This is a genomic window from Ensifer sp. Root423, assembly GCF_001426275.1.
GTDB classification, from domain to species: Bacteria; Pseudomonadota; Alphaproteobacteria; order Rhizobiales; family Rhizobiaceae; genus Ensifer; species Ensifer adhaerens.
Genome location: NZ_LMEG01000011.1, coordinates 23573 through 43788 on the forward strand (window position 1 = coordinate 23573; position 20216 = coordinate 43788).

19 protein-coding genes are annotated in these 20216 nt (G+C 61.9%); 16 read left to right on the forward strand and 3 right to left on the reverse strand.

Annotated features, from left to right (window positions below):
• Positions 1-33 precede the first annotated feature (33 nt).
• Together ASD01_RS12230 and ASD01_RS12235 are read right to left on the reverse strand one after the other, a co-directional pair.
• The gene (locus ASD01_RS12230) at positions 34-987 is read right to left on the reverse strand and encodes an amidohydrolase family protein (protein ID WP_060644055.1); all 954 of its coding nucleotides are present in this window, start codon (positions 985-987) and stop codon (positions 34-36) included.
• Entirely contained in the window at positions 984-2084 is a 1101-nt protein-coding gene (locus ASD01_RS12235; RefSeq protein ID WP_034791588.1) for an LLM class flavin-dependent oxidoreductase, read from the reverse strand. The genes ASD01_RS12230 and ASD01_RS12235 overlap by 4 nt, the downstream gene beginning before the upstream one ends.
• 348 nt (positions 2085-2432) lie before the next feature.
• On the opposite strand from ASD01_RS12235, the gene ASD01_RS12240 reads away from it, so the two are divergent.
• The 9 genes from ASD01_RS12240 (at position 2433) to ASD01_RS12280 (ending at position 11586) form a co-directional block, all read left to right on the forward strand.
• Positions 2433-4064: an ABC transporter substrate-binding protein gene (locus ASD01_RS12240; RefSeq protein WP_034791602.1), complete on the forward strand. Its 1632-nt coding sequence runs from the start codon at positions 2433-2435 to the stop codon at positions 4062-4064.
• 91 nt (positions 4065-4155) lie between these two features.
• A complete protein-coding gene (locus ASD01_RS12245) occupies positions 4156-5379 on the forward strand; it encodes an acyl-CoA dehydrogenase family protein (RefSeq protein ID WP_051659222.1) in 1224 nt (407 codons plus the stop codon).
• 220 nt (positions 5380-5599) lie between these two features.
• Positions 5600-6553 (forward strand): sulfonate ABC transporter substrate-binding protein, encoded by a 954-nt coding sequence (locus ASD01_RS12250; protein WP_060521249.1) that lies wholly within the window; start codon positions 5600-5602, stop codon positions 6551-6553.
• Positions 6553-7389, forward strand: a complete 837-nt coding sequence (locus ASD01_RS12255) for an ABC transporter permease subunit (RefSeq protein WP_051659223.1) — start codon at positions 6553-6555, stop codon at positions 7387-7389. Before ASD01_RS12250 ends, ASD01_RS12255 begins: the two co-directional genes overlap by 1 nt.
• Positions 7347-8129, forward strand: coding sequence for an ATP-binding cassette domain-containing protein (locus ASD01_RS12260; protein ID WP_090299375.1), 783 nt, complete (start codon positions 7347-7349; stop codon positions 8127-8129). Before ASD01_RS12255 ends, ASD01_RS12260 begins: the two co-directional genes overlap by 43 nt.
• Before the next feature lie 219 nt (positions 8130-8348).
• Positions 8349-8636 (forward strand): DUF971 domain-containing protein, encoded by a 288-nt coding sequence (locus ASD01_RS12265; RefSeq protein ID WP_034791608.1) that lies wholly within the window; start codon positions 8349-8351, stop codon positions 8634-8636.
• 9 nt (positions 8637-8645) lie between these two features.
• Positions 8646-10382 carry a fumarate reductase/succinate dehydrogenase flavoprotein subunit gene (locus tag ASD01_RS12270; RefSeq protein WP_060644057.1) on the forward strand — a complete coding sequence of 579 codons (1737 nt, stop codon included), beginning with the start codon at positions 8646-8648 and terminating at the stop codon, positions 10380-10382.
• A gap of 12 nt (positions 10383-10394) precedes the next feature.
• Positions 10395-10628: a 4Fe-4S dicluster domain-containing protein gene (locus ASD01_RS12275; RefSeq protein ID WP_034791614.1), complete on the forward strand. Its 234-nt coding sequence runs from the start codon at positions 10395-10397 to the stop codon at positions 10626-10628.
• A gap of 1 nt (position 10629) precedes the next feature.
• Positions 10630-11586, forward strand: coding sequence for a HEAT repeat domain-containing protein (locus tag ASD01_RS12280; protein WP_060644058.1), 957 nt, complete (start codon positions 10630-10632; stop codon positions 11584-11586).
• Positions 11587-11606: 20 nt separating this feature from the next.
• Here ASD01_RS12280 and ASD01_RS12285 read toward each other — a convergent pair whose 3' ends face one another.
• Entirely contained in the window at positions 11607-12347 is a 741-nt protein-coding gene (locus ASD01_RS12285; RefSeq protein ID WP_200954153.1) for a Crp/Fnr family transcriptional regulator, read from the reverse strand.
• 511 nt (positions 12348-12858) lie between these two features.
• On the opposite strand from ASD01_RS12285, the gene ASD01_RS12290 reads away from it, so the two are divergent.
• The 7 genes from ASD01_RS12290 to ASD01_RS12320 all read left to right on the forward strand — a co-directional run bounded on the left by ASD01_RS12290 (position 12859) and on the right by ASD01_RS12320 (position 19765).
• Positions 12859-13446: a thioredoxin family protein gene (locus ASD01_RS12290; protein ID WP_034791617.1), complete on the forward strand. Its 588-nt coding sequence runs from the start codon at positions 12859-12861 to the stop codon at positions 13444-13446.
• 64 nt (positions 13447-13510) lie between these two features.
• Positions 13511-15139, forward strand: coding sequence for an FAD-binding protein (locus tag ASD01_RS12295; RefSeq protein WP_060644059.1), 1629 nt, complete (start codon positions 13511-13513; stop codon positions 15137-15139).
• 3 nt (positions 15140-15142) lie between these two features.
• Positions 15143-15472 (forward strand): 4Fe-4S dicluster domain-containing protein, encoded by a 330-nt coding sequence (locus tag ASD01_RS12300; protein WP_034791661.1) that lies wholly within the window; start codon positions 15143-15145, stop codon positions 15470-15472.
• A 13-nt stretch (positions 15473-15485) separates the two neighbouring features.
• Positions 15486-16322 carry an ABC transporter ATP-binding protein gene (locus ASD01_RS12305; RefSeq protein ID WP_034791663.1) on the forward strand — a complete coding sequence of 279 codons (837 nt, stop codon included), beginning with the start codon at positions 15486-15488 and terminating at the stop codon, positions 16320-16322.
• An 11-nt stretch (positions 16323-16333) separates the two neighbouring features.
• Positions 16334-17197 (forward strand): ABC transporter permease, encoded by an 864-nt coding sequence (locus ASD01_RS12310; protein ID WP_034791665.1) that lies wholly within the window; start codon positions 16334-16336, stop codon positions 17195-17197.
• A gap of 48 nt (positions 17198-17245) precedes the next feature.
• Complete coding sequence (locus ASD01_RS12315; RefSeq protein WP_034791668.1) at positions 17246-18271, forward strand: aliphatic sulfonate ABC transporter substrate-binding protein; 1026 nt, start codon at positions 17246-17248, stop codon at positions 18269-18271.
• A 54-nt stretch (positions 18272-18325) separates the two neighbouring features.
• Positions 18326-19765: an MFS transporter gene (locus tag ASD01_RS12320; RefSeq protein ID WP_034791677.1), complete on the forward strand. Its 1440-nt coding sequence runs from the start codon at positions 18326-18328 to the stop codon at positions 19763-19765.
• The last annotated feature ends 451 nt before the right edge of the window (positions 19766-20216 follow it).

The window sequence follows — 20216 nt, forward strand, 5'->3', positions numbered from 1 at the left end:
GATCATCGATCCGGGGCTTCGTTTTGCGCGTGACTATTCCGCAGCTACGGCCTGCTGGTGCCTGAGGCCGAGAAGGCGCCGGGCGTTGCCGCCAGCAACGAGACGTGCCTCCTGATCGCTTAGTCCCGCTTGCTCCAAGCTCTGCCGCAACGCGTCCGCATCGAGCGCAGGAAGAATTGGCCAGTCCGTGCCGGCAAGCACGCGGTCTGCGCCGAAAAAGCCTGTCAGCGTGCGTACGATGTCCGGATCATGCCCCATCGTGTCGAAGTAGATATTGGGCCGTCGCCCCGCTTCCCTGGCAGAGCGAGCATAGATGCCGCCGCGTGCCGCCTGGACAATCGCGCCCAGACCGAGCGTTGCAAAGACCAGATGCAGGTCTGGCAGTTCGTCAAGAAGCGGAGACTGGATGACCGACAGGAAGGCGACGCCGTTCATCAATCCACGCCCGAGCGAGTTGCCGAGATTGCCGGCGCCGTCGATCAGAACGCCGGCGTCCGGGTGGGCGACGGGATGCACGAAAACCGGAACCCTGTGGCGCGCCGCAACTTCGAGCGTGGGGCGGACGGCGGGATCGGCGATGAACTTGCTGGCGCGTGAACTGTCAATCACCAGTCCTGAAAGACCGAGCTCGACGATTGCCCGCTCGGCTTCGCGGGCCGCTTCGTCGCCGGCAAAGGCATCGACGACGGCAAATCCGGTGAGGGTAGAATGCTCGCGCGAAAGCGTCGCCAGCCAGTCGTTGGCCTCCCGGACGGCTTCAAGCGGTATGCTTGCCTCCAATCCGAAGAGGCTTTCGATCGTCGCCGTGACCACAGCGAGCGACACGCCGCCTTGTTCAAGTTCGTCGACCAGCGCCTGAGGCGTCGTGATCTTTCGATGTATCTCCGGCGAAAATGCGCCAGCGGGCTTTTCGTATTTGCCTCCGGGACGCCAGGCTGGCGGCCAGAGATGGGCATGGATGTCGACGATATCGAGCGGAGCGGTCATTCGGCGGCAACCTTTCTCGCTTGGCGTTCAGCAATGCCAGCTTTGACCAGCGGCACGACATCACGCCCATAGGTGACGGTATCTTCTGTCGGGTAGAAGCCACGAACGAGGAAGTTGGAAACGCCCGCGTCGTAATAGTCGAGGATGGCGTCGGCGACCTGTTCGGGTGTCCCGACAAGAGCTGTCGAATTTCCGCCGGCGCCACTCGCTTCTGCGACTTCGGTCCAGAGCCGCTTGTCCAGCACCTTGCCGCGGCTGGCGGCCTGCCGCAGGCGAACAGAACCGACGTTAGATGGCAGCTTCTCGCCGTTGCCGCCGGCCGAGCGCGCGACCTGTGACTTGACCTTCTCGAGGATATCGGCCGCCTTTGCCCAGGCGGCGTCTTCGGTCTCAGCCACGACGGTGCGAAAGGCGAGGGTGAAGCGGATATCGTCTGCCGCGCGACCATTGGCAATCGCCGCTGTGCGTACCTTGCCTATGGTTTCCCGTGCGCCGTCGAGCGGTTCGCCCCAGAGCGCATAAATATCGGCGTGCTTACCGGCAACGGCGATCGCCGCATCGGACGAACCGCCGAAGGAAATCGGGATACGGGGCTTCTGGAACGGCTTTACCTGGCTATAGGCGCCCTTGAACCTGTAGAAGCGCCCCTCGTGATCGAAGGGCTGATCGCTCTCCCAGACTTTCCTCAGCACCTGCAGATACTCGTCGGTGCGGGCATAGCGGGTGTCGTGATCCTCGAAGTCGCCGTCGCGAGCCTGGTCCGTGTCGGATCCGCCGGTGATGATATGCACCCACAAGCGGCCTTCGGAGAACTGATCGAGGGTGGCAAGCTGGCGCGCGCCGAGTGTCGGGGCCATCAGGCCGGGCCGGTGGGCAAGCAGCGCCCCGATCCGGTCGGTCTGGCTGAAGACATAGGCGGCGATCTGGTTGTTGTCGGGCCATTGCGCGAACTGGCCGATCAGCAGACGATCGATGCCGGCGGCCTCCGCGGCCTGCACGTGATTGCGAATATAGGTCTTGTCGATGACCGGACCGGAGGCCGGCACGATGTCGGACCCTTCCCTGTTGGACGTATGGCCGATGAATTCGGGACGCATGGAGAACTCCTTCAGAATGCTGGGCGCGCAGATCGCAATAATCTATTTATCATATGTATTTTGTCGATTGCTTTTTGCCCGCCGATCTTGGGATGGATTGTCGTGCGATGGGCCCTTCGGGAACTTTTCTCCACCAAGGCGGCTTTTACAGACACTCATCCTGTCTGCGTGCACATCGCCGGTCCGGCAAAGGCTTCGGCGTGAGTAGCTTTTTTCAGAAAAGCCCTGGACTTTAGAATTACACTATCTCGATAAATATAGTAGATTTTATAAAGTCTGGCTAACACCCTGACAGGGGTGCTGGAGAAATCGGCGTTGCCTGTGCTTCGCCTGCTAGGGGATACTCAGATGACAGCAAGACACAACGGGACTTTCAAGCCGACGCGGCGCGCGTTCCTCCTTTCCTCCGTTGCGCTGGCGAGCGCGATTGCCGTTCCAATGCTGCCGGTGCCCTCGCTCGCGGCAGACGAGCCGCCGCGCGGCGGCAGCGTATCGATCAACATCGGCACCGAACCGCCAGTTCTTGTCCTTATCGCCCATAGCGCCGGCGCTGCCTACTACATCAGCGGCAAGGCGACCGAGAGCCTGCTCACCTATGACAAGGACTTCAATCCTCAGCCGCTGCTCGCCACCGAGTGGACGGTCAGCGAAGATGGCCTGCGCTACTGGTTCAAGCTGCGCCAGGGTGTCCGTTGGCACGACGGCAAGGATTTCACGGCCGAAGACGTCGCCTTTTCGATCCTGGCGCTTAAGGAAAACCACCCACGTGGTCGGGCGACCTTTGCCCATGTGAAGGAGGCCAATATTCTCAATTCGCATGAGGTCGAATTGATCCTTGCCAAGCCGGCTCCTTACCTTTTGACCGCCTTTGCAAGCTTCGAGGCGCCAATCGTCCCGAAGCACCTCTATGAAGGCACAAAGATTGCGGAAAACCCGCACAACGTCGCGCCTGTCGGCACCGGCCCCTACAAGTTCGTCGAATGGGTGCGCGGAAGCCATGCGCTTTTCGTGCGCAACGAGGACTATTGGGGTTCGCCCAAGCCCTACCTTGATCAGATCATCTTCCGCTTCATCATCGATCCGGCGGCAGCCGTCGCTGCGATCGAGACCGGCGAGGTGCAGGTCTCGACCGCCAACCTGCCGCTCACCGACATCGACCGGCTGAAGGCCAACCCGAACCTCGTCGTCGATACCGATCCGGCGCCCTATTCGCCGAGCATCGCCCGCGCCGAGTTCAATCTCGAAAACAAGTATCTTGCCGACATCAAGGTGCGCCATGCGATCGCGCACGCGGTCGACAAGGACTTTATCGTCAATACCGTCTACCTCGGCTATGCAACGCGGCTCGACGGGCCTGTCAGCCCGGATCTCGCGAAGTTCTACACTCCGGACCTTCCCAAATACGAGTTCGACCCGGCCAAGGCCGAAAAGCTCCTCGACGAGGCAGGTTATGCGCGGGGCGCCGACGGTTTCCGCTTCAAGCTGTTCATCGATCCGACCCAGCCTTCCGGTCCTCCCAAGCAGACCGCGGAATACATCGCCCAGGCCCTTGCCAAAGTGGGCATCAAGGTAGAGCTGCGAACCCAGGACTTTGCGACTTTCGTCAAGCGCGTCTTCACCGATCGCGACTTCGATATCGCCATTGAAGGCATGAGTAACCTCTACGACCCGACCGTCGGTGTTCAGCGGCTCTACTGGTCGAAGAACTTCAAGCCGGGCGTGCCCTTCACCAACGGCTCCAAGTATTCGAACCCGGACGTCGATCGACTGCTCGAAACGGCCGCCGTCGAGATCGATCCGAAGAAGCGCCTGCAGCTCTTCAACGAGTTCCAGAAACTGGTGGTTCAGGATCTGCCGACGCTCGACATCGTCACCCCGGCTGTCATCACCGTCTACGACAAGCGGGTAAAGAACCTGAAGCTCGGCGTCGAGCATCTCTGGAGCAATGGGGCAGGCATCTATCTCGACGGGCAATCGTAAATGATCTCGACGACGTAGTCGTCGAAGGCGCGAGTGTAGCCGGAGCGGACCCTGGCTGCACTCTCTTTTTCTTCAGTGTCGGAGTTGACGTGTGACGATAACCAAGGTGCTGACTGTTTCCCGCCCAACACGCGCGCAGCTTCTCGCGCGCATTCCCGGCTTCGTGGCCGAAGTCGCCAAGGGCGCGTCCGAACGAGACCTGCAGCGTCAACTTCCCTTCGAAGCCTTCAAGCTTTTCCGCGAGCTGGAACTTGGAACCCTGCGCATCCCGGCGGCGCTCGGCGGGCCGGGCGGTTCTGTTGCAGATTACATCGAGATGATCGCGGCGATCGGTGCTGCCGATTCCAACGTCGCCCACGCGCTCCGGTCCCATTTCAACTATGTCGAAAACGTTATCCTCAGCGAGCCTCGTGAGCGGGATGCCGGTGCGGTCGAGCTTATTCTGAGCGGCAAGCTTTTTGGCGGCGCCCATACAGAGCAAGGCACGGCTCGCCCCGGCCAGGTGACGACGACGATCGCCAGAAAGGGCGACACCTACAGGCTCAACGGCCGCAAATGGTATGCCACGGGAACAGCCTTTGCCGACTTCGCTTCGTTCAGCGCGCTGGACGAGGAGGGGCAGGCCGTTGGTGTTCTCCTGCCGGTCGACCGGCAGGGCATTACCATTCTTGACGATTGGGATGGCATGGGGCAGCGCCTGACCGCCAGCGGCGGCGTCATCCTCGACAATGTCGAGGTGTTTCCGCACGAATTGGCCCGGCGCGCCCTCGACAATCTCGTCGGTCGCCACTGCTCGACGCTGCGCCAGTTGCATCTGGCGGCAAGTGCTGCCGGCGCGGTGCGCAACGTCCTTTCGGACGGCCTTGCCTATGTTCGCAGCCAAGCGCGATCTGCCGCCCACAGCAGCGCCGAAACGGCCAATCAGGATCCGTTCGTGCAGCAGGTGATCGGCGAAATCGCCGCCAATTCCTTCGCGATCGACACGGCGGTTGCCGCCGCCGCGGTTGCGCTCGACCGGACGGTTGCCGCCTTGGGCAGTAGCAACGATGCCGAGATCGAGGACGCCTTGATCGAGAGCGCGCTGACGACAGCGCGAGCGCAGCTTGTTCTTGGCCAGCTCGGATTGCGAAGCGCTGAGCGCATGTTCGAGCTCGGCGGTGGCTCGGCGACTTCGCGCGGCAACAACTTCGATCGGCACTGGCGCAACATCCGCACCGTTCTCAACCACAACCCGCTCCTGCATAAGTCGCGTGTGCTGGGCGACTACCTGCTGAACGGCACGACCACGCATCTGAGGGAAGGAAGGGTGTTTTGACTGCACACACCTGTCTGGCAGCGCCTGCGGTCTGGTCGGCTTGCTGACGGTCGCTTCGGCGCTCAACTGAGCCGATGGTTGGAAGCTCTATCGTCGCAAACTCCCAGGCGTGAGGAGAAAAAACTACGCGCGGCGGTAAGCTTGGAAAGGGCGCTCTAGAATGAAGGTGAAATCTATCGATTATATGTGCTAATATATACCTTTCGCACAGGAGAACGTCATTATGATTTCCAGACGCCTTTTCTCGATAGCGCTTGCGGCCCTGTTTACGGTGCCGCTTCTTGAGGTCGCTCCCGCAGCAGCCTCCGACAAAGTGATCCGCATTGGCTACCAGAAATACGGCACGCTTGTGCTGCTCAAGGGAAAGGGTCTTCTGGAGAAGAAGCTGGAGAAGATCGGCTACACGGTCACATGGGCAGAATTCCCGGCGGGCCCGCAACTTCTCGAAGCCTTGAATGTCGGCGCAGTCGATTTCGGTACGACGGGAGAAACGCCGCCGATCTTCGCGCAGGCGGCCGGCGCGCCGCTGGTCTATATCGCCCATGAACCGCCGGCGCCGCGCGGCGAGGCGATCCTCGTGCCGAAGGGTAGCCCCATCCAGAAGGTTTCGGATCTCAAGGGTAAGACCGTCGCCCTTAACAAGGGTTCGAACGTGCACTTCCTCCTGGTGAAGGCGCTGGAGGAGGCTGGTCTCAACTATAGCGACATCAAGACCTCCTTCCTTCCGCCCGCCGACGCCCGCGCTGCCTTTGAACAGGGCGCCGTCGATGCCTGGGTGATCTGGGACCCGTTCCAGGCTGCAGCCGAGCTCGCGATCGAGGCACGCGAACTTCGAAACGGCGAAGGGATCGTACCCAACCACCAGTTCTACCTGGGCGCAAAGCCATTCGTGGACGGCCATCCCGAGGCCGTCGATACGGTGATCGAGGCCGTTGCAGAGATCGACGAATGGGCGAAGGCCAATCCGGCCGCCGCGGCCGCCGAACTTTCGCCTTCCGTTGGCATTCCCGCGGACGTGCTGGCCGTCGCGCTGCAGCGACAATCGTACGGCGTGAAGGCTCTCGATGAGGGCATCGTCAAACAGCAACAGACGATCGCCGATACCTTCTTCGAACTCGGCCTGATCCCGAACAAGATCTCGATCGCGGACGTCGTGCGCAAAGGCGGTGCCTGATGGTGGACGTGTCGGTAGCCGGTATTGCTACCGGCGAAGCCCGCAGGCCCAATCTGAAGAACCTGTGGAGCGGGCTCGCTCCATGGGCTCTTCCGCTTGCGCTTCTCGTCGTTTGGGAAATTGCGGCGCGCACGGGTCTCGTCACCGCCCGCCTCATGCCGGCGCCGACGACGATTGCTGCGGCCTTCTGGCGGTCGTTGCTTGATGGCTCGCTTCTTTTCCATACGCTCGCCTCCACCCGTCGGGCCTTCATAGGCCTTGCGATCGGCGGCGGGCTCGGCTTCGTCGCCGGCGTCGTTACCGGTCTGTGGAAACCGGCCGAAACCCTCCTCGACAGCACCGTCCAGATGGTGCGCAACATCCCGCATCTTGCCTTGATCCCGCTCGTGATCCTCTGGTTCGGTATCGATGAAACCGCCAAGATCTTTCTGGTTTCGATCGGCGTCTTTTTCCCGATCTACATCAACACCTTCTATGGCGTGCGAACCATCGACCCTCAGATCGTTGAAATGGCGTCCGTCTACGGGCTCGACCGCAGGGCGCTGATCCGCCGCATCATTCTTCCCGGCGCGCTGCCCTCCATCCTGGTCGGCCTGCGCTATGCTCTCGGTTTCATGTGGCTGACGCTGATCGTCGCTGAAACGATTTCATCGACGAACGGCATTGGATACATGACGATGAACGCGCGGGAGTTCCTGCAGACGGACGTCGTCCTGCTCGGCATTATCGTCTATGCGCTTCTCGGAAAATTCGCTGATGTTGTGACCCGTTCGATTGAGAAGCGCGTTCTCGTATGGCATCCGGCCTATCAGTTGAAGCAGGGGGGCCGACAATGAGTGCCCTGCAGGCCCATGTGAGGGAAAGCGACGGCGGTCTCCCGATTTCGCTGTCGCGGGTCGAAAAGTCTTTCGGCCAGCTCAACGTCCTCGACAGTTTCAACCTGGAAGTTCCCGCGGGCCAGTTTCTTGCCGTCGTCGGAAGGTCGGGTGGCGGCAAATCAACCTTGTTGCGGCTGATCGCCGGTCTTGATGCGGCAACAGCGGGCCGCGTCAGTATCGCCGGACAAAAGGTTGACCGCACCCTTGCGTCCGTGCGCCTGCTTTTCCAGGAGGCGCGCCTTGTTCCCTGGCAGCGGGTCATCGAGAACGTCGGCATCGCCCGCGGCCAGAACTGGCAAGAAACTGCCCGTCGAGCGCTCGCGGACGTGGGGTTGGGGGGACGTGAAAACGATTGGCCGAGTGTACTTTCCGGCGGCCAGCGTCAGCGCGTGGCTCTCGCCCGCGCCCTCGTCAGTGCGCCGCAGATCCTGTTGCTCGACGAACCTTTCGGCGCGCTCGATGCGCTGACGCGCATTGAAATGCATCGCCTGCTCGAGGGGATCTGGACGGGTCGAGGTTTTACCACCGTGCTGATCACCCACGACGTCGCGGAGGCGGTGGCGCTTGCCGACCGTGTGGTGGTGCTGCGGGAAGGGGCAATCGCGCTCGATATCGACATCGATCTCGAGCGTCCGCGGCGGGAGCTGGCTGACCCCCGTGCGGTCGATTTGCAGCGTCAGATACTTGAGGCCGTGTAGCGTTCGATTTGACTGCCGGCGAGAGCGTTGGGGTTTGCGGCCACGATCGTGGGCGCCGGGTGCGGACGTGCGCTTCGTCGCCCGGCCTTACGGGCGTTGGCGCGCGTTCGTGGGGACCTCGTTCGGCTGCGACAGGGTCCCTATCGAAATGCCAAGGCAATTTATTGCGTGTGCGGGGCCCCCACCTTCCTAAAATGGTCGAACCATCAAGGAGCGCCCATGATCGCTATCAGTCTCAAGGTCAATGCTGCACGCAGCAGTCTCGCTGTCACGTGGGACGATGGGGCGGTTTCTCATATCCCGGCGACCGTGCTGCGGGCGCGCAGCCGCGCTGCCAGCCAGGTGCGCGCGGATATCGAAGGGCGCGCTGGTTCCTATGATGCCGTCACCCTCAGCGGTGCAGAGCCAATCGGCACCTACGCGATCCGGCTGGTTTTTTCCGATGGCCATGATCGCGGCATCTACCCCTGGCCCTACCTGCGCGCGATCGCCGACTCTACGTTTTGAGGAAGAAGCATGGACGATTTTATTGATGGCCTGTCGGAAGTTGCCTGCGATGTCCTGGTGATCGGCGGCGGAACCGCCGGTCCGATGGCGGCCTTGAAGGCGAAGCAGAAGAACCCTGCGCTGAACGTCGTGTTGCTGGAAAAAGCCAACGTGAAACGATCCGGCGCAATCTCGATGGGCATGGACGGGCTGAACAACGCCGTCGTGCCGGGCTATGCGACACCGGAGCAGTACACGAAGGAAATCACGATCGCCAACGATGGCATCGTCGATCAGGCGCCGGTCTTCAACTACGCATCACGCTGCTACGACATCATCCAGGAACTGGATCGCTTCGGCATCCGCTTCCAGAGGAATGCCAACGGCGACTACGACCTGAAGAAGGTCCATCACCTCGGCACTTATGTGTTGCCGATGCCGAATGGCGAAACGGTCAAGAAGGCGCTCTATCGCCAGCTGAAACGCGAGCGCATCCTGATTTCCAACCGCTTCATGGCCACGCGGTTGCTGACGGCGAAGGATGGTCGCATCGCCGGTGCCGTTGCCGTCAACACCCGCACGGCGGAATTTCTCGTGCTTCGGGCCAAGGCGGTGATCCTGTGCATGGGAGCGGCCGGCAGGCTCGGCCTGCCGCATTCGGGCTATCTGTTCGGCACCTACGAGAATCCCACGAACTCCGGGGATGGCTATGCCATGGCCTATCATGCCGGGGCGGCGCTCGCGAACCTCGAATGCTACCAGATCAATCCGCTGATCAAGGACTATAACGGTCCCGCCTGCGCTTACGTCGCCGGTCCGTTCGGCGCCTACACCGCCAACAGCGAGGGCAAGCGGTTCATCGAAAGTGACTATTGGTCCGGGCAGATGATGCAGGAGTTTTACAATGAGCTGCAATCGGGAAAAGGCCCTGTCTTCCTGAAGCTCAACCATCTCCATCCCGACACGGTCGGCGAGATCGAAGACATCCTGCATCGGGTCGAGCGCCCCTCCCGTGGGCGGTTTCATGCGGCGCGTGGCACCGACTATCGCGACAAGATGATCGAGATGCACATTTCCGAGATCGGTTTCTGCTCCGGCCACAGCGCATCAGGCGTCTTCGTCGACGAATATGCGCGCACGACCGTGCCTGGCCTTTATGCTGCCGGTGACATGGCAAGCGTGCCGCACAACTACATGCTCGGAGCCTTCACAAACGGGGCGGTGGCTGGAGAGCATGCGGCAGAGGTGGCATTGGAAACCGACCTTCCGGACTACGATCCCGACTTCGTGCGGCTCGAGCGCGAGCGCGTTCTGGCGCCGACGCGTCGTGACGACGGAATTCCCCCCAACCAGCTCGAATACAAGGTGCGGCGCCTCGTCAACGACTACCTGCAGCCGCCCAAGGTGACGGTTCGGATGCAGATCGGCCAGCAACGATTGGCCGAGGCCAGGGACGACCTTGAGACAGCCCTCGTCGCGCGCAACGCGCATGAGCTGATGCGGTCATTGGAGGTGTCGTCCATCCTCGATTGCGCGGACATGGCCGCCCATGCATCGCTCTATCGGACCGAAAGCCGCTGGGGCCTTTATCACAACCGGATCGATTATCCCGAAAAGGACGACGAGAACTGGTTCTGCCACACGCTGCTTCGCAAGATGAATGGCCGCATGAGCTCCGAGAAGCGCGCCATTGAGCCCTACATCGTTCCTATCGAGACCGAAGAGCGGGCGGCCTACGAGCGTCTGCGCGTTTCCAACCAAGCCTGATCGAGGAGAGCCATGCCGCTTGCACTTTCCCCCACCACAGTTCCCGTCGTCGTCGACGAAGCGAAATGCATCGCCGACAAGGGCTGCACCGTCTGCGTCGAGGTTTGCCCGCTCGATGTCTTGCGTATCAGCGACCTCACCGGCAAGGCCTACATGAAGTTCGACGAATGCTGGTATTGCATGCCGTGTGAGACGGATTGCCCGACGGGCGCCGTTACTGTCAACATCCCCTACCTTTTGCGCTGACATGGCGACGTTCGATCCATTCGAGGATTTCGGCAATGCCGATGAAATTGTCGGCCGTCTCGCTGATGCGGATCCCGCCGTTCGCCGCCTCGCCGTCATCGATCTTGCCGAGACGGCGATGCCGGACAGTCTCCTGCATCTGCTGGCGATGGTTGGAGACAACGATGCGACCGTGCGCCTTCAGGTGGCGATGGCACTCGGCGATTTCGACACGATCGATGCCGCCAGCGGGCTGGCGAAACTCCTGATTGATCTGGATAGACCGGTGGCTTCTGCTGCGGCGGACAGCCTTGCCGAGTTGAAGGATCCGTCTGCGGTTCCCGCGCTCCTTTCGTTGCCTACACATCCGGACCCTTTTGTGCGCGCATCCGGTTTTCGCGGAATGAAGGGACTGCGCTCACGCGCAGCGCTCGGTCCCGCACTTAAAGCAATGTCGGACGAAAGCGCTCAGGTGCGGGCCGAGGCGCTGGGAGTGATCGCCTATCTCAAGCTCGAAGAAACGCTGCCATCATTGATCGCAGCCACGCGCGACGCCGACGCTTCTGTCCGTGCGGAGGCGGTCAACGCCTTGTCGTTCACAAAACAGGTCGCAGCGGCCACCGCAGTTGCTGCGGCGCTACGGGACGATGTCTGGCAGGTGAGGGCGGCCGCGGCGCAATCGCTCGGGAGGATCGGCCAGGCATTTGCCGTCGGCGGTCTCGTTGCGGGATTAGCGGACGACTACTGGCAGGTCCGCCAGAAGTGTCTTGGCGCGCTCGGGAGCCTGAAGGCGCAATCGGCCGTGGCCGATATAGCGGCGCAGCTTGCGAGCGACCTGCCGTCGCTCCGCAAGGAGGCCGCGGCAGCGCTCGGCGAGATTGCCGATCCATCGGCGCGCGAGCCGCTGGTGGCCCATGCCTCCGACACGGATCCGGATGTGCGAAAAACGGTGCGCTGGGCGCTGACCCGGATTGCTTGATTTGCGATCGAAGCGCAATCTCACGCGCCGCGCTTCGACACCATCTCCATCAAGGCATACGGGCGCTCGATGCGAATGTGGCGCGGCGACACGGATACAAGTCCGTCCTTCTGGAACCGCTTCATCATCATCGTCACCCATTGGCGGGTCGAACCGACCATGGCTGCGATCTGGTCATGGGTGACCTTCGCGTTGATGATGATGGCTCGCCCGTCCCGCACCCCGTGCAGATCGCCGAGATTGATCAGGAACTGGGCAAGGCGTTCGATGACGGAGCGGGTGCCCAGCATCTGCGCCATGGCCGAATAGCACCGTCCCTTGGCGGCCAGCCCCTGCAGGAGACAGAGCGCGAAATTTGGCATCTCGACGACCAGCTTCTTCAACGCTGGCGCGGGAAGGAAGAGGATACGACAGTCGCTAAGAGCTTCTCCCGACCAGATGTGCACCCCGCCGCCCGTCATTTCCGGGCCGCCGATAAAATGGCCCTTCGTCCAGTAGGCCAATGTGATCTCGCGCCCTGACGGTGCGGTGTAAAAGACCCTGACGTCGCCGGCTTCGATGATGAAAATACCGCCGTGCCCGTCGCCCTGGTTGAAGATTGCTTCACCCGTTCGAAACGCAAGCTGGCGGCCCTGCGCTCTCAGCCTCGTCCATTCGTCGGGGGCAAGGGCATCGAGAAAATGCGCTCCTTCGTCGAGCCCGCCGATCGTTTCACTCAAGAAAAGGGCCTGATCACCGGGAAGAATGGCCGGGGCCGGCAGATCAACCGAGGGGGTGTGTTTGGGGCGTGCGTCCTGATTGGCGGTCACGCGGACGTCGAGGCTCACATCGCTCTCCTTCCACAGCGTAGATCGCTTTTAAATTATAGAAAATCTACCAATTAAGAAGAAAAATAATCGCGGTTTCGGAACTGGACTTGGAAGATTTTCGTCGAATCGATGTTTGAAGCGCCAGAGTCAGGAGGCCTTCCTGGGGCGCCGCACGCTCCCCCCTGTGAAAGTCGCCACGCGTCTGCTCGTTTTGCGAGATGAGCCTGGCCGGGGGCGTGGTTCGCGCCTGGAGCGATTGTTGTCCGCTCATGCGCCGTAGAACTTCGCGAGATCGACCGACGCGCGCGCTGCCAAAAGACCGCCGCTCCGAAACGAGAATCCGAGCCTTGTGTCCTTGCGCAGCAAGATTATCTCCGCGGCCTGCAATCCGGAGAAAATTGATATCTATAAAATCTATGTGTTTTATGAGGTAATATTTCTATTGGCTTGCCAGGAGGATACCATGCCCAAAACCGAATCCAATCCCATTACACTTGGAACCCGCGCGGCGGACTTCACGTTGCCCGATGCCGATGGCAACCTGTTCACGTTGGCCGAGTTCAAGGACAGCCCGGCGCTGCTCGTCGCCTTCATCTCCAACCGCTGCCCCTTCGTGGTGTTGATCCGCGAGGAACTGGCGAAATTTGCGCGCGACTATGCCACGCAGGGGCTTGCCGTCGTCGCGATCAACAGCAACGACGCCAAGACGCATCCGGAAGAAACGCTGGAGCGGATTGGTGTAGAGGCAAAGACTCACGGCTATGGCTTCCCCTATCTGAAGGACGCGTCGCAAAGTGTCGCCAAGGCCTTTGGTGCGGCCTGCACTCCGGACTTCTTTCTCTATGACCGAGATCGCAAGCTTGCCTATCACGGCCAGTTCGACGAAGCCCGGCCCGGCAACGGCAAGGATGTGACGGGCGCGGATCTGCGCGCTGCGGTCGACGCGGTCCTGAAGGGCGAAGCTGTCGGCGCCGGCCAGGTGCCCTCGATCGGCTGCAACATCAAGTGGTCGGCTGGCAACGAACCGTCCTGGTTCTCCACCGCAGCCTGATCCGCAATCGTGAAACGGCCGGCCGTACAGCCGGCCAACGCTTCCTTTTCTACACCGGGACATCATGGCATCGCGTCGCAAGGAACAGCCCACCGAAGACGGGCGCCACATCGAAACGGACGTGCTGGTTGTCGGTGGGGGCCCCGCCGCCGCCTGGGCGGCGCTTTCCGCTGCCGAGACCGGCGCGCGCGTCGTCTTGGCTGACAAGGGTTATCACGGCACGAGCGGTGCCACGGCTCCGTCCAACACGGGAACGTGGTGTGTGCCGCCGGGAGAAGGGCGCGCAGCCTCGGTCGAGCAACGTTTCAAGCGCACTGCCGGCCTTGCCGATCGTCGCTGGATGTTGCGCGCGGCTGACCGCGCCTACGAAAACCTCCTGAAGCTCGTCGAATGGGGCTATCCCTTTCCGAGCGAAGAGGATGGCAACCTCTATATCGCCAACCTGCGCGGTCCTGACTACATGCGCTTCATGCGCCAGCGTGTGCACAAGGCCGGTGTCACGATCCTTGACCACCATCCTATCCTGGAACTGCTTGGCGACGATCATCATGTCGGGGGGGCTGCGGGGCTTTCTCGCCGCAATGGCGCAAGCTTCTCCGTATCGGCCGGTGCCGTCGTGCTTGCCACCGGCGGCTGCGCCTTCTTCGAACGCATCCTCGGTGGCACGGGGCTCACCGGTGATGGCTATCTCTTCGCCGCAGAGGCCGGCGCGTCCCTTTCCGGCATGGAATTCACCGGCAAATACACGCTCGCCCCGCACGGTTCCTCGCTGAACAAGGGTTTGCCTTTTCGCTGGGCGACCTTCTACCGAGAGAACGGCGAGGTGCTGCGCGACGCCCGCGGTGAGCCGGTGACGAACGGTATCGGCGGCGGCGAGCGGCAAGTGGCCGAGGCCCTGCTGTCCGGCCCGGTCTATGCCCGGCTCGATCTTGCCGAACCCGCGATGCAGGACTGGCTGCGTCGTGGCCAGCCGAACTGTTTTCAGCCTTACGACCGGATGGGGATCAATCCCTTCGAGCACCTGTTCCGGGTCGACCTCAAATACGAGGGCACCGTGCGCGGCACCGGCGGTATCCGCATCGTCTCGTCCGACTGTGGCACCGACATTACCGGGCTTTACGCCGCCGGCGACGCGGCGAGCCGCGAAAACGTGACGGGTGGGGTTTCCGGTGGCGGCGCCATCAATGCCTCCTGGGCGATTGCCAGCGGCTGGTGGGCCGGTCACGGCGCCGCCCGGCATGCGAGCAGCAGAAAGTCCCGTGATGCCGCGCGCTTGCGGCCGCTCGGGTCGACGGGTTTGCGCGGCGCCGGCGAACGTGAAGACGTCAATCTCGCGGCCGCCGCCCGCGCGGTGCACGAGGAGATCGTGCCGCTCGACAGGAGTTACTGGCGCAAGGCCAGCGCCCTGGAGACAAGTCACCGCATTCTGGAAGGCGTGTGGGCCGGCCTCAACCAGGCAAAGCCAGCGGTCGGCATCGACCGACTTCGCGCACGAGAGGTGGCGTCGGTTACGGCGAGCGCCCGCTGGACGGTCGCGGCTGCGCTCTTGCGCACGGAAAGCCGGGGCGTGCACCGCCGGAGTGACTTTCCGACCGAGGACGACGGGCAGGCGAGCCGCATCGTCGTCTCCGGGCTCGATCAGGTGAGCGCCGTGCGTGAAGACCTCGCTTTCGAGACGGTTCGGGAGGGCTGAGCGATGATCGAGGTTATCTCCGTCGACCGCTGCATCCGCTGCGATATCTGCGAACGGATCTGTCCCGCCTTCGTCTTCGATCGCGACGAAACGGGTCTGCCGATCATTGCCCGGCAAGACGACTGCCAAACCTGTTTTCTCTGCGAAATCTATTGTCCGACGGATGCGCTCTATGTCGCCGAGGCGGCGCACGGACCAACAGGCATCGCGGAGGCCGAGGTGCTGGAACGCGACCTTTTTGGCGCCTACGCCCGCTCGCTCGGGTGGAACCGCGGCCGCGCCGGCGGCGCGCAAGATGATCCGACCCGTCACATCCGCGTGGCGCAGGTTTGAAGGGAGTTCGACCATGGAACGCATAGCTGTCAGCGCGCTGCGCAAGATCTTTACGCTCAAACAGGGCCAGACCGTAACGGTGGACGGTGTCGCCTCGAGCCGCATTGCGGTGCTGGATGGCGTCGACCTGACCATCAAACGCGGCGAATTCATCACGCTGGTCGGGCCGTCCGGCAGCGGCAAGTCGGTGCTGCTCGATGTCATTGCCGGATTGACCGAAGCGACCTCGGGCGTCGCTCGCATCGACGGCATCGAGGTCTCCAAACCGCATGCCCGCACCGCCTATGTCTTCCAGCAATATGCGCTTTTTCCCTGGCGAACAGCGCTGCAGAACATCGAATATGCCCTGGAGGTGCGTGGTGTGCCGGCGGCGGCGCGTCGCGAGAAGGCACGTCATTTCCTGCATCTCTTCGGCCTCAAGGGCTTCGAAGACCGCTTCCCCTCGCAGCTTTCCGGCGGCATGCAGCAGCGCGTGGCAATCGCCCGGGCGCTCTCCACCGATCCGCAGGTGCTGCTGATGGACGAGCCCTTCGCGGCTCTTGACGCCCAGACGCGCGACATCCTGCAAAGCGAACTGTTGCGCATTTGGGAACAGATCAAGACGACCGTCGTATTTGTCACCCATTCGATCGACGAGGCGATCTACCTCGCCGACCGCGTGGTCGTGATGACAGCGCGCCCGGCGAGCGTCAAGGAAATCGTCGAGATTGACCTGCCGCGCCCGCGCGACCTCGATATCCGCAACAGCGCGGCCTTCAATGCCTATCGGGGCCGCGTCTGGGAAAGCTTGCGTGACGAGGTCGTCAAGGCCCAGCGCGATTGGGCGCTCGCATCCAACTATACCAACTAAGGGAGGATCCGATGAGTCTGATCGCCGACCGTAACCTGCCGCTCCGCCGGACATTTTCATCGCGCCGAAAGCGCGCCGCGGAGAACCCGCCGACGGTTCTCGGTGAAGCCTTCTCAACCATTACGCTGGGCCTGCCGGCGCTCGTCGCCTTCGCGCTTCTCTGGGAGATCGCGCCACGCGCCGGCTGGATCAACGCGCTGTTCTTCCCGCCACTCAGCCAGGTGCTCTCGGTCCTGTGGGAGATGATCGCCTCGGGTCAGCTTGCCGACCACATCGGCATCAGCCTGCAGCGCGCCGCGATCGGCTTTTCGCTTGCCGTTGTTGTCGCCGTACCGCTTGGTCTTTTGATGGGGCGCTATCCGCTCTTCGAAAAGGCCTCGGACTTTCTCGTCCAGACCCTGCGCAATACCTCGCAGTTCGCGCTGCTGCCGGTCTTCATCCTTTTGCTCGGCATCGGCGAGGCGTCAAAGATCGCCATCACATTCTACGCGGCCGTCTTCTTCCTGCTGATCAACACCATCGTCGGTGTGAAGTCGGTCGATCCACTGCTGGTGAAGGCAGCGCGTTCCATGGGAACGTCTGACTGGGATCTCTTCAAGAAGGTCATTCTGCCCTCGGCCGTTCCCTCGATTGTCGCGGGCGCTCGGCTTGGTGTGAAGACCTCGCTCTTTTCGGTCATCGCCGCGGAGATGCTCGCGGCCCAATCCGGCATCGGCTACCTCATCCAGAATTCGTCGCTGATGCTGGAAACAGACCGGATGTATGCCGGCATCCTGACGCTGACGATCATCGGCCTCCTGCTGAACTACTTGCTCGTCGCTGGGGAACGACGCGCCACCCGCTGGCGCGGCGACGGCGAAAGCGGCCCGAACTGAGCCCCAGCCTCTCTTCCAACGAACACGCGATTTCGAAAGGATCCATCCATGACATCGAATTCACTCCGCCGCACATTGTTGAAGCTCGCCTTGGCGCTATCGTTCCTGCCGGCGGCGGGTGGCGCGCCGGCCTTTGCCGACGACGCGAAGCCCGAGGTCATCCGCATCGGCTCGACCGCGCCGGGCCACCTGAAATTCATCCTTTATCGCAACAAGAAACTGCTGGAAGACGAGTTCGCCAAGGACGGCATCAAGATCGAGCTGACGACATTCGATGGCGGTTCCGCTGCAACGGTTGCGCTCGGTTCGGGAGCGATCGACTTCACCTATATCGGCAACAACCCGTCGCTTCGTCTGGCGGCGACCGGGGCCGACGTGAAGCTCATCGGCCTTTCGAGCTGGAACCGTTCGAACGAGACGCAGATCGTCGTCAAGCCGGAGTCTGCGATCCAGAAGATTGAGGACCTGAAGGGCAAGAAGGTCGCCTATCTCTCAGGCACGGTGCGTCATTCGACCTTCGCCAAGGCCCTGCAGGCCGCAGGTCTTTCCCTCGCGGACGTGGAAAGCCTGAACCTCGGTATCGACAGTTCCGGCCCGGCGCTGGCCCGTGGTGACGTCGATGCCATCGTGGAAAGCACCGGCCCGGTGCAGACGCTTGTTGAAAAGGGCGGAGCGCGGGTGATCTTCGACGCCGGCGTGTCGGGCAGCCCCGATTGGGCGGTTCCACATCTTCTCAGCGTCAACGGTGAATTCGCCCGCAAGTATCCTGAAATCGTGACACGTCTGCTGGCTGTCGATATTGCGACTGCCCGCTGGGCCGACGCCAACCCGGAAGAGACGACTACGATCTTTGTCAAGGAGACAGGCAGCAGTGACAAGGCAGTCCGCGCCACCTACCCGGATGGAAAGTTCTTCCAGGACCCGGAAATCACGGATGCGGCAGTGAAAGCGCTTCAGGGGGAGGAGGCCTTCATGGCCGAGGCCGGGCTGCTGAAGGGCAAAGTCAATTATGAGAGCTGGATTGACCGCTCCTTCTACGACGCAGCTCTAAAAAGAGTTGCTGCCAGCAATTGATCCTGTAGGTTCGGGCGGCGGCGCACCTGCGTCTCCGCCCTCTCTTCTTCTTGAATGATGTCCTCCATTTCCTCTTCTCCACTTCCGTTTCACCGCACCCGCATCGTCCCGGCCGTCGTGGCCGTGGCCTTTTTCATGCAGATGCTCGACAGCACGATCATCGCAACCTCGCTGCCGGCCATGTCCAAGGCCTTCGCGACGGATGTGGTGGCGCTCAACATTGGCTTCACCTCCTATCTTCTTGCGATGGCCGTGTTTATTCCGCCGGCCGGATGGCTCGCCGAGCGTTTTGGCGCGCGAGAGGTCTTTCTTGCCGCTATCGCGCTGTTCACGCTCGCCTCCGTTGCTTGCGGCTTCTCGGCGTCGCTTGGTCAATTCACCGTGGCTCGGCTCTTCCAAGGTGCGTCCGCAGCGCTGATGACGCCGGTTGGGCGTCAGCTCGTACTGCGCGATGCACCGAAGGCGGAATTGGTGCGGGCAATCGCCACCATCACCTGGCCGGCTCTGATTGCCCCCGTCATCGGGCCTCTGATCGGTGCCTGGATTACAACCCACGCCGGCTGGGAGTGGAACTTCTTCATCAATCTGCCTCTCGGCATATTCGGTGTCGTGCTCGTTGCCTTTTTCGTGCCGCGCGTGCCTGCGGAGGGAGCGCGGCCCTTTGATGTGACCGGCGTCTTGCTGACTGGAGGCGCGCTCGCACTCACCCTTGGCGGTCTGGAGCTTTCCAGTTCATCCTCGGGTGGGACCGCTTCACTTGGCCTTCTGGTGGCCGGTCTTTTCGCCGGCTTTTTTGCAGTCCGCCATCTGCGGCGCGCTGCGCATCCCCTGCTCGACATGACAGTGCTGAAGATCCCGACTTTCGCCTTCGCAACGCTTTCGGCGGGCACCGCCGGGCGGCTTGCCGTCAATGCGACGCCATTTCTGCTGCCGCTGCTCTTCCAGGTTGGTTTGGGTTTCAATGCGGTGGAGACGGGCTCGCTGGTCTTCGTCTACTTTCTCGGCAACCTTTTGATGAAGAGCGTCACCACACCGGCTCTGCGTCTTTTCGGCTTCCGCAGCCTTCTTGTCGTAAATGGCATGATCGCCGCCACGACGATCGGTGCCTTCGCATTCGTCGACGGAGAAACGCCGCGCATTGTCATGTGGGTGCTGCTGATTGCCTGCGGCCTTTCCCGCTCGATGCAGTTTACGGCGCTGACGACGATCGCCTTCGCGGATGTACCGCCTGCTCAGCGAAGCGCGGCGACGACGATTTCGGCGATGCTGCAGCAACTCTCCCAACTGCTTGGCATCGCCGTTGCCGCAGCCGTCATTCGCTTCGCATCCTATCTGGGCGGGGGAGGAGGCGATTATAATATGCTTCCGGATATTCGCGCCGCCTTCCTCTTTATCGCCGCCATAGGCTTCGTGTCGGCGCTTCGCTTTCTCGCACTGTCGTCCGACGCGGGTGCTGAGGTTTCCGGCCACCGTGGTCGCCCTGTCGTCGGATAAGGCGGCGTAACAGAAACCGCGGTTCGCGCAGCCTTTGGAAACGGCCAGCGATCAGACATATGGCGTATTCCTCAAGAGAGCAGACAGGTTTCGGTGCGACCTGCCGGCGGTAACGACCTTGGGCTTCGAAGACAGAGAAGAAGAGCCACTGGCGACTTTTGAGCGGAGATCGCCAAAGAGCCGGGGAAAGACCGGCGGAGGCGCCGGGCGAAAACTTCCTTCCCATTATCAAGGCTAGAAGTTTCGCCTGACCTCCCGGTCTGCGGTTCGTAAGCAGGGTACGGCACAAATCGGCGGCCGGGGCGAAGCGCCGGCTTTGTTCGTCTGCGAGGGTAAGTTCGCCTTCGATGCGTTTCAGCCATCGTTTCGCTTCCGCCGGCTGACACCCAAATAGACGGTGCTCTTTCATCGGTGCGACACAGTCGACGAACTCGACTTTTTATTTCCGCCT

Coding starts and splice junctions, on each gene's coding strand:
- ASD01_RS12295 (WP_060644059.1), top strand. CDS start 13,511: ATGGCATCGCGTCGCAAGGAACAGCCCACCGAAGACGGGCGCCACATC.
- ASD01_RS12320 (WP_034791677.1), top strand. CDS start 18,326: ATGATGTCCTCCATTTCCTCTTCTCCACTTCCGTTTCACCGCACCCGC.
- ASD01_RS12290 (WP_034791617.1), top strand. CDS start 12,859: ATGCCCAAAACCGAATCCAATCCCATTACACTTGGAACCCGCGCGGCG.
- ASD01_RS12280 (WP_060644058.1), top strand. CDS start 10,630: ATGGCGACGTTCGATCCATTCGAGGATTTCGGCAATGCCGATGAAATT.
- ASD01_RS12265 (WP_034791608.1), top strand. CDS start 8,349: ATGATCGCTATCAGTCTCAAGGTCAATGCTGCACGCAGCAGTCTCGCT.
- ASD01_RS12300 (WP_034791661.1), top strand. CDS start 15,143: ATGATCGAGGTTATCTCCGTCGACCGCTGCATCCGCTGCGATATCTGC.
- ASD01_RS12275 (WP_034791614.1), top strand. CDS start 10,395: ATGCCGCTTGCACTTTCCCCCACCACAGTTCCCGTCGTCGTCGACGAA.
- ASD01_RS12230 (WP_060644055.1), bottom strand. CDS start 987: ATGACCGCTCCGCTCGATATCGTCGACATCCATGCCCATCTCTGGCCG.
- ASD01_RS12305 (WP_034791663.1), top strand. CDS start 15,486: ATGGAACGCATAGCTGTCAGCGCGCTGCGCAAGATCTTTACGCTCAAA.
- ASD01_RS12310 (WP_034791665.1), top strand. CDS start 16,334: ATGAGTCTGATCGCCGACCGTAACCTGCCGCTCCGCCGGACATTTTCA.
- ASD01_RS12260 (WP_090299375.1), top strand. CDS start 7,347: ATGGCATCCGGCCTATCAGTTGAAGCAGGGGGGCCGACAATGAGTGCC.
- ASD01_RS12315 (WP_034791668.1), top strand. CDS start 17,246: ATGACATCGAATTCACTCCGCCGCACATTGTTGAAGCTCGCCTTGGCG.
- ASD01_RS12255 (WP_051659223.1), top strand. CDS start 6,553: ATGGTGGACGTGTCGGTAGCCGGTATTGCTACCGGCGAAGCCCGCAGG.
- ASD01_RS12270 (WP_060644057.1), top strand. CDS start 8,646: ATGGACGATTTTATTGATGGCCTGTCGGAAGTTGCCTGCGATGTCCTG.
- ASD01_RS12240 (WP_034791602.1), top strand. CDS start 2,433: ATGACAGCAAGACACAACGGGACTTTCAAGCCGACGCGGCGCGCGTTC.
- ASD01_RS12235 (WP_034791588.1), bottom strand. CDS start 2,084: ATGCGTCCCGAATTCATCGGCCATACGTCCAACAGGGAAGGGTCCGAC.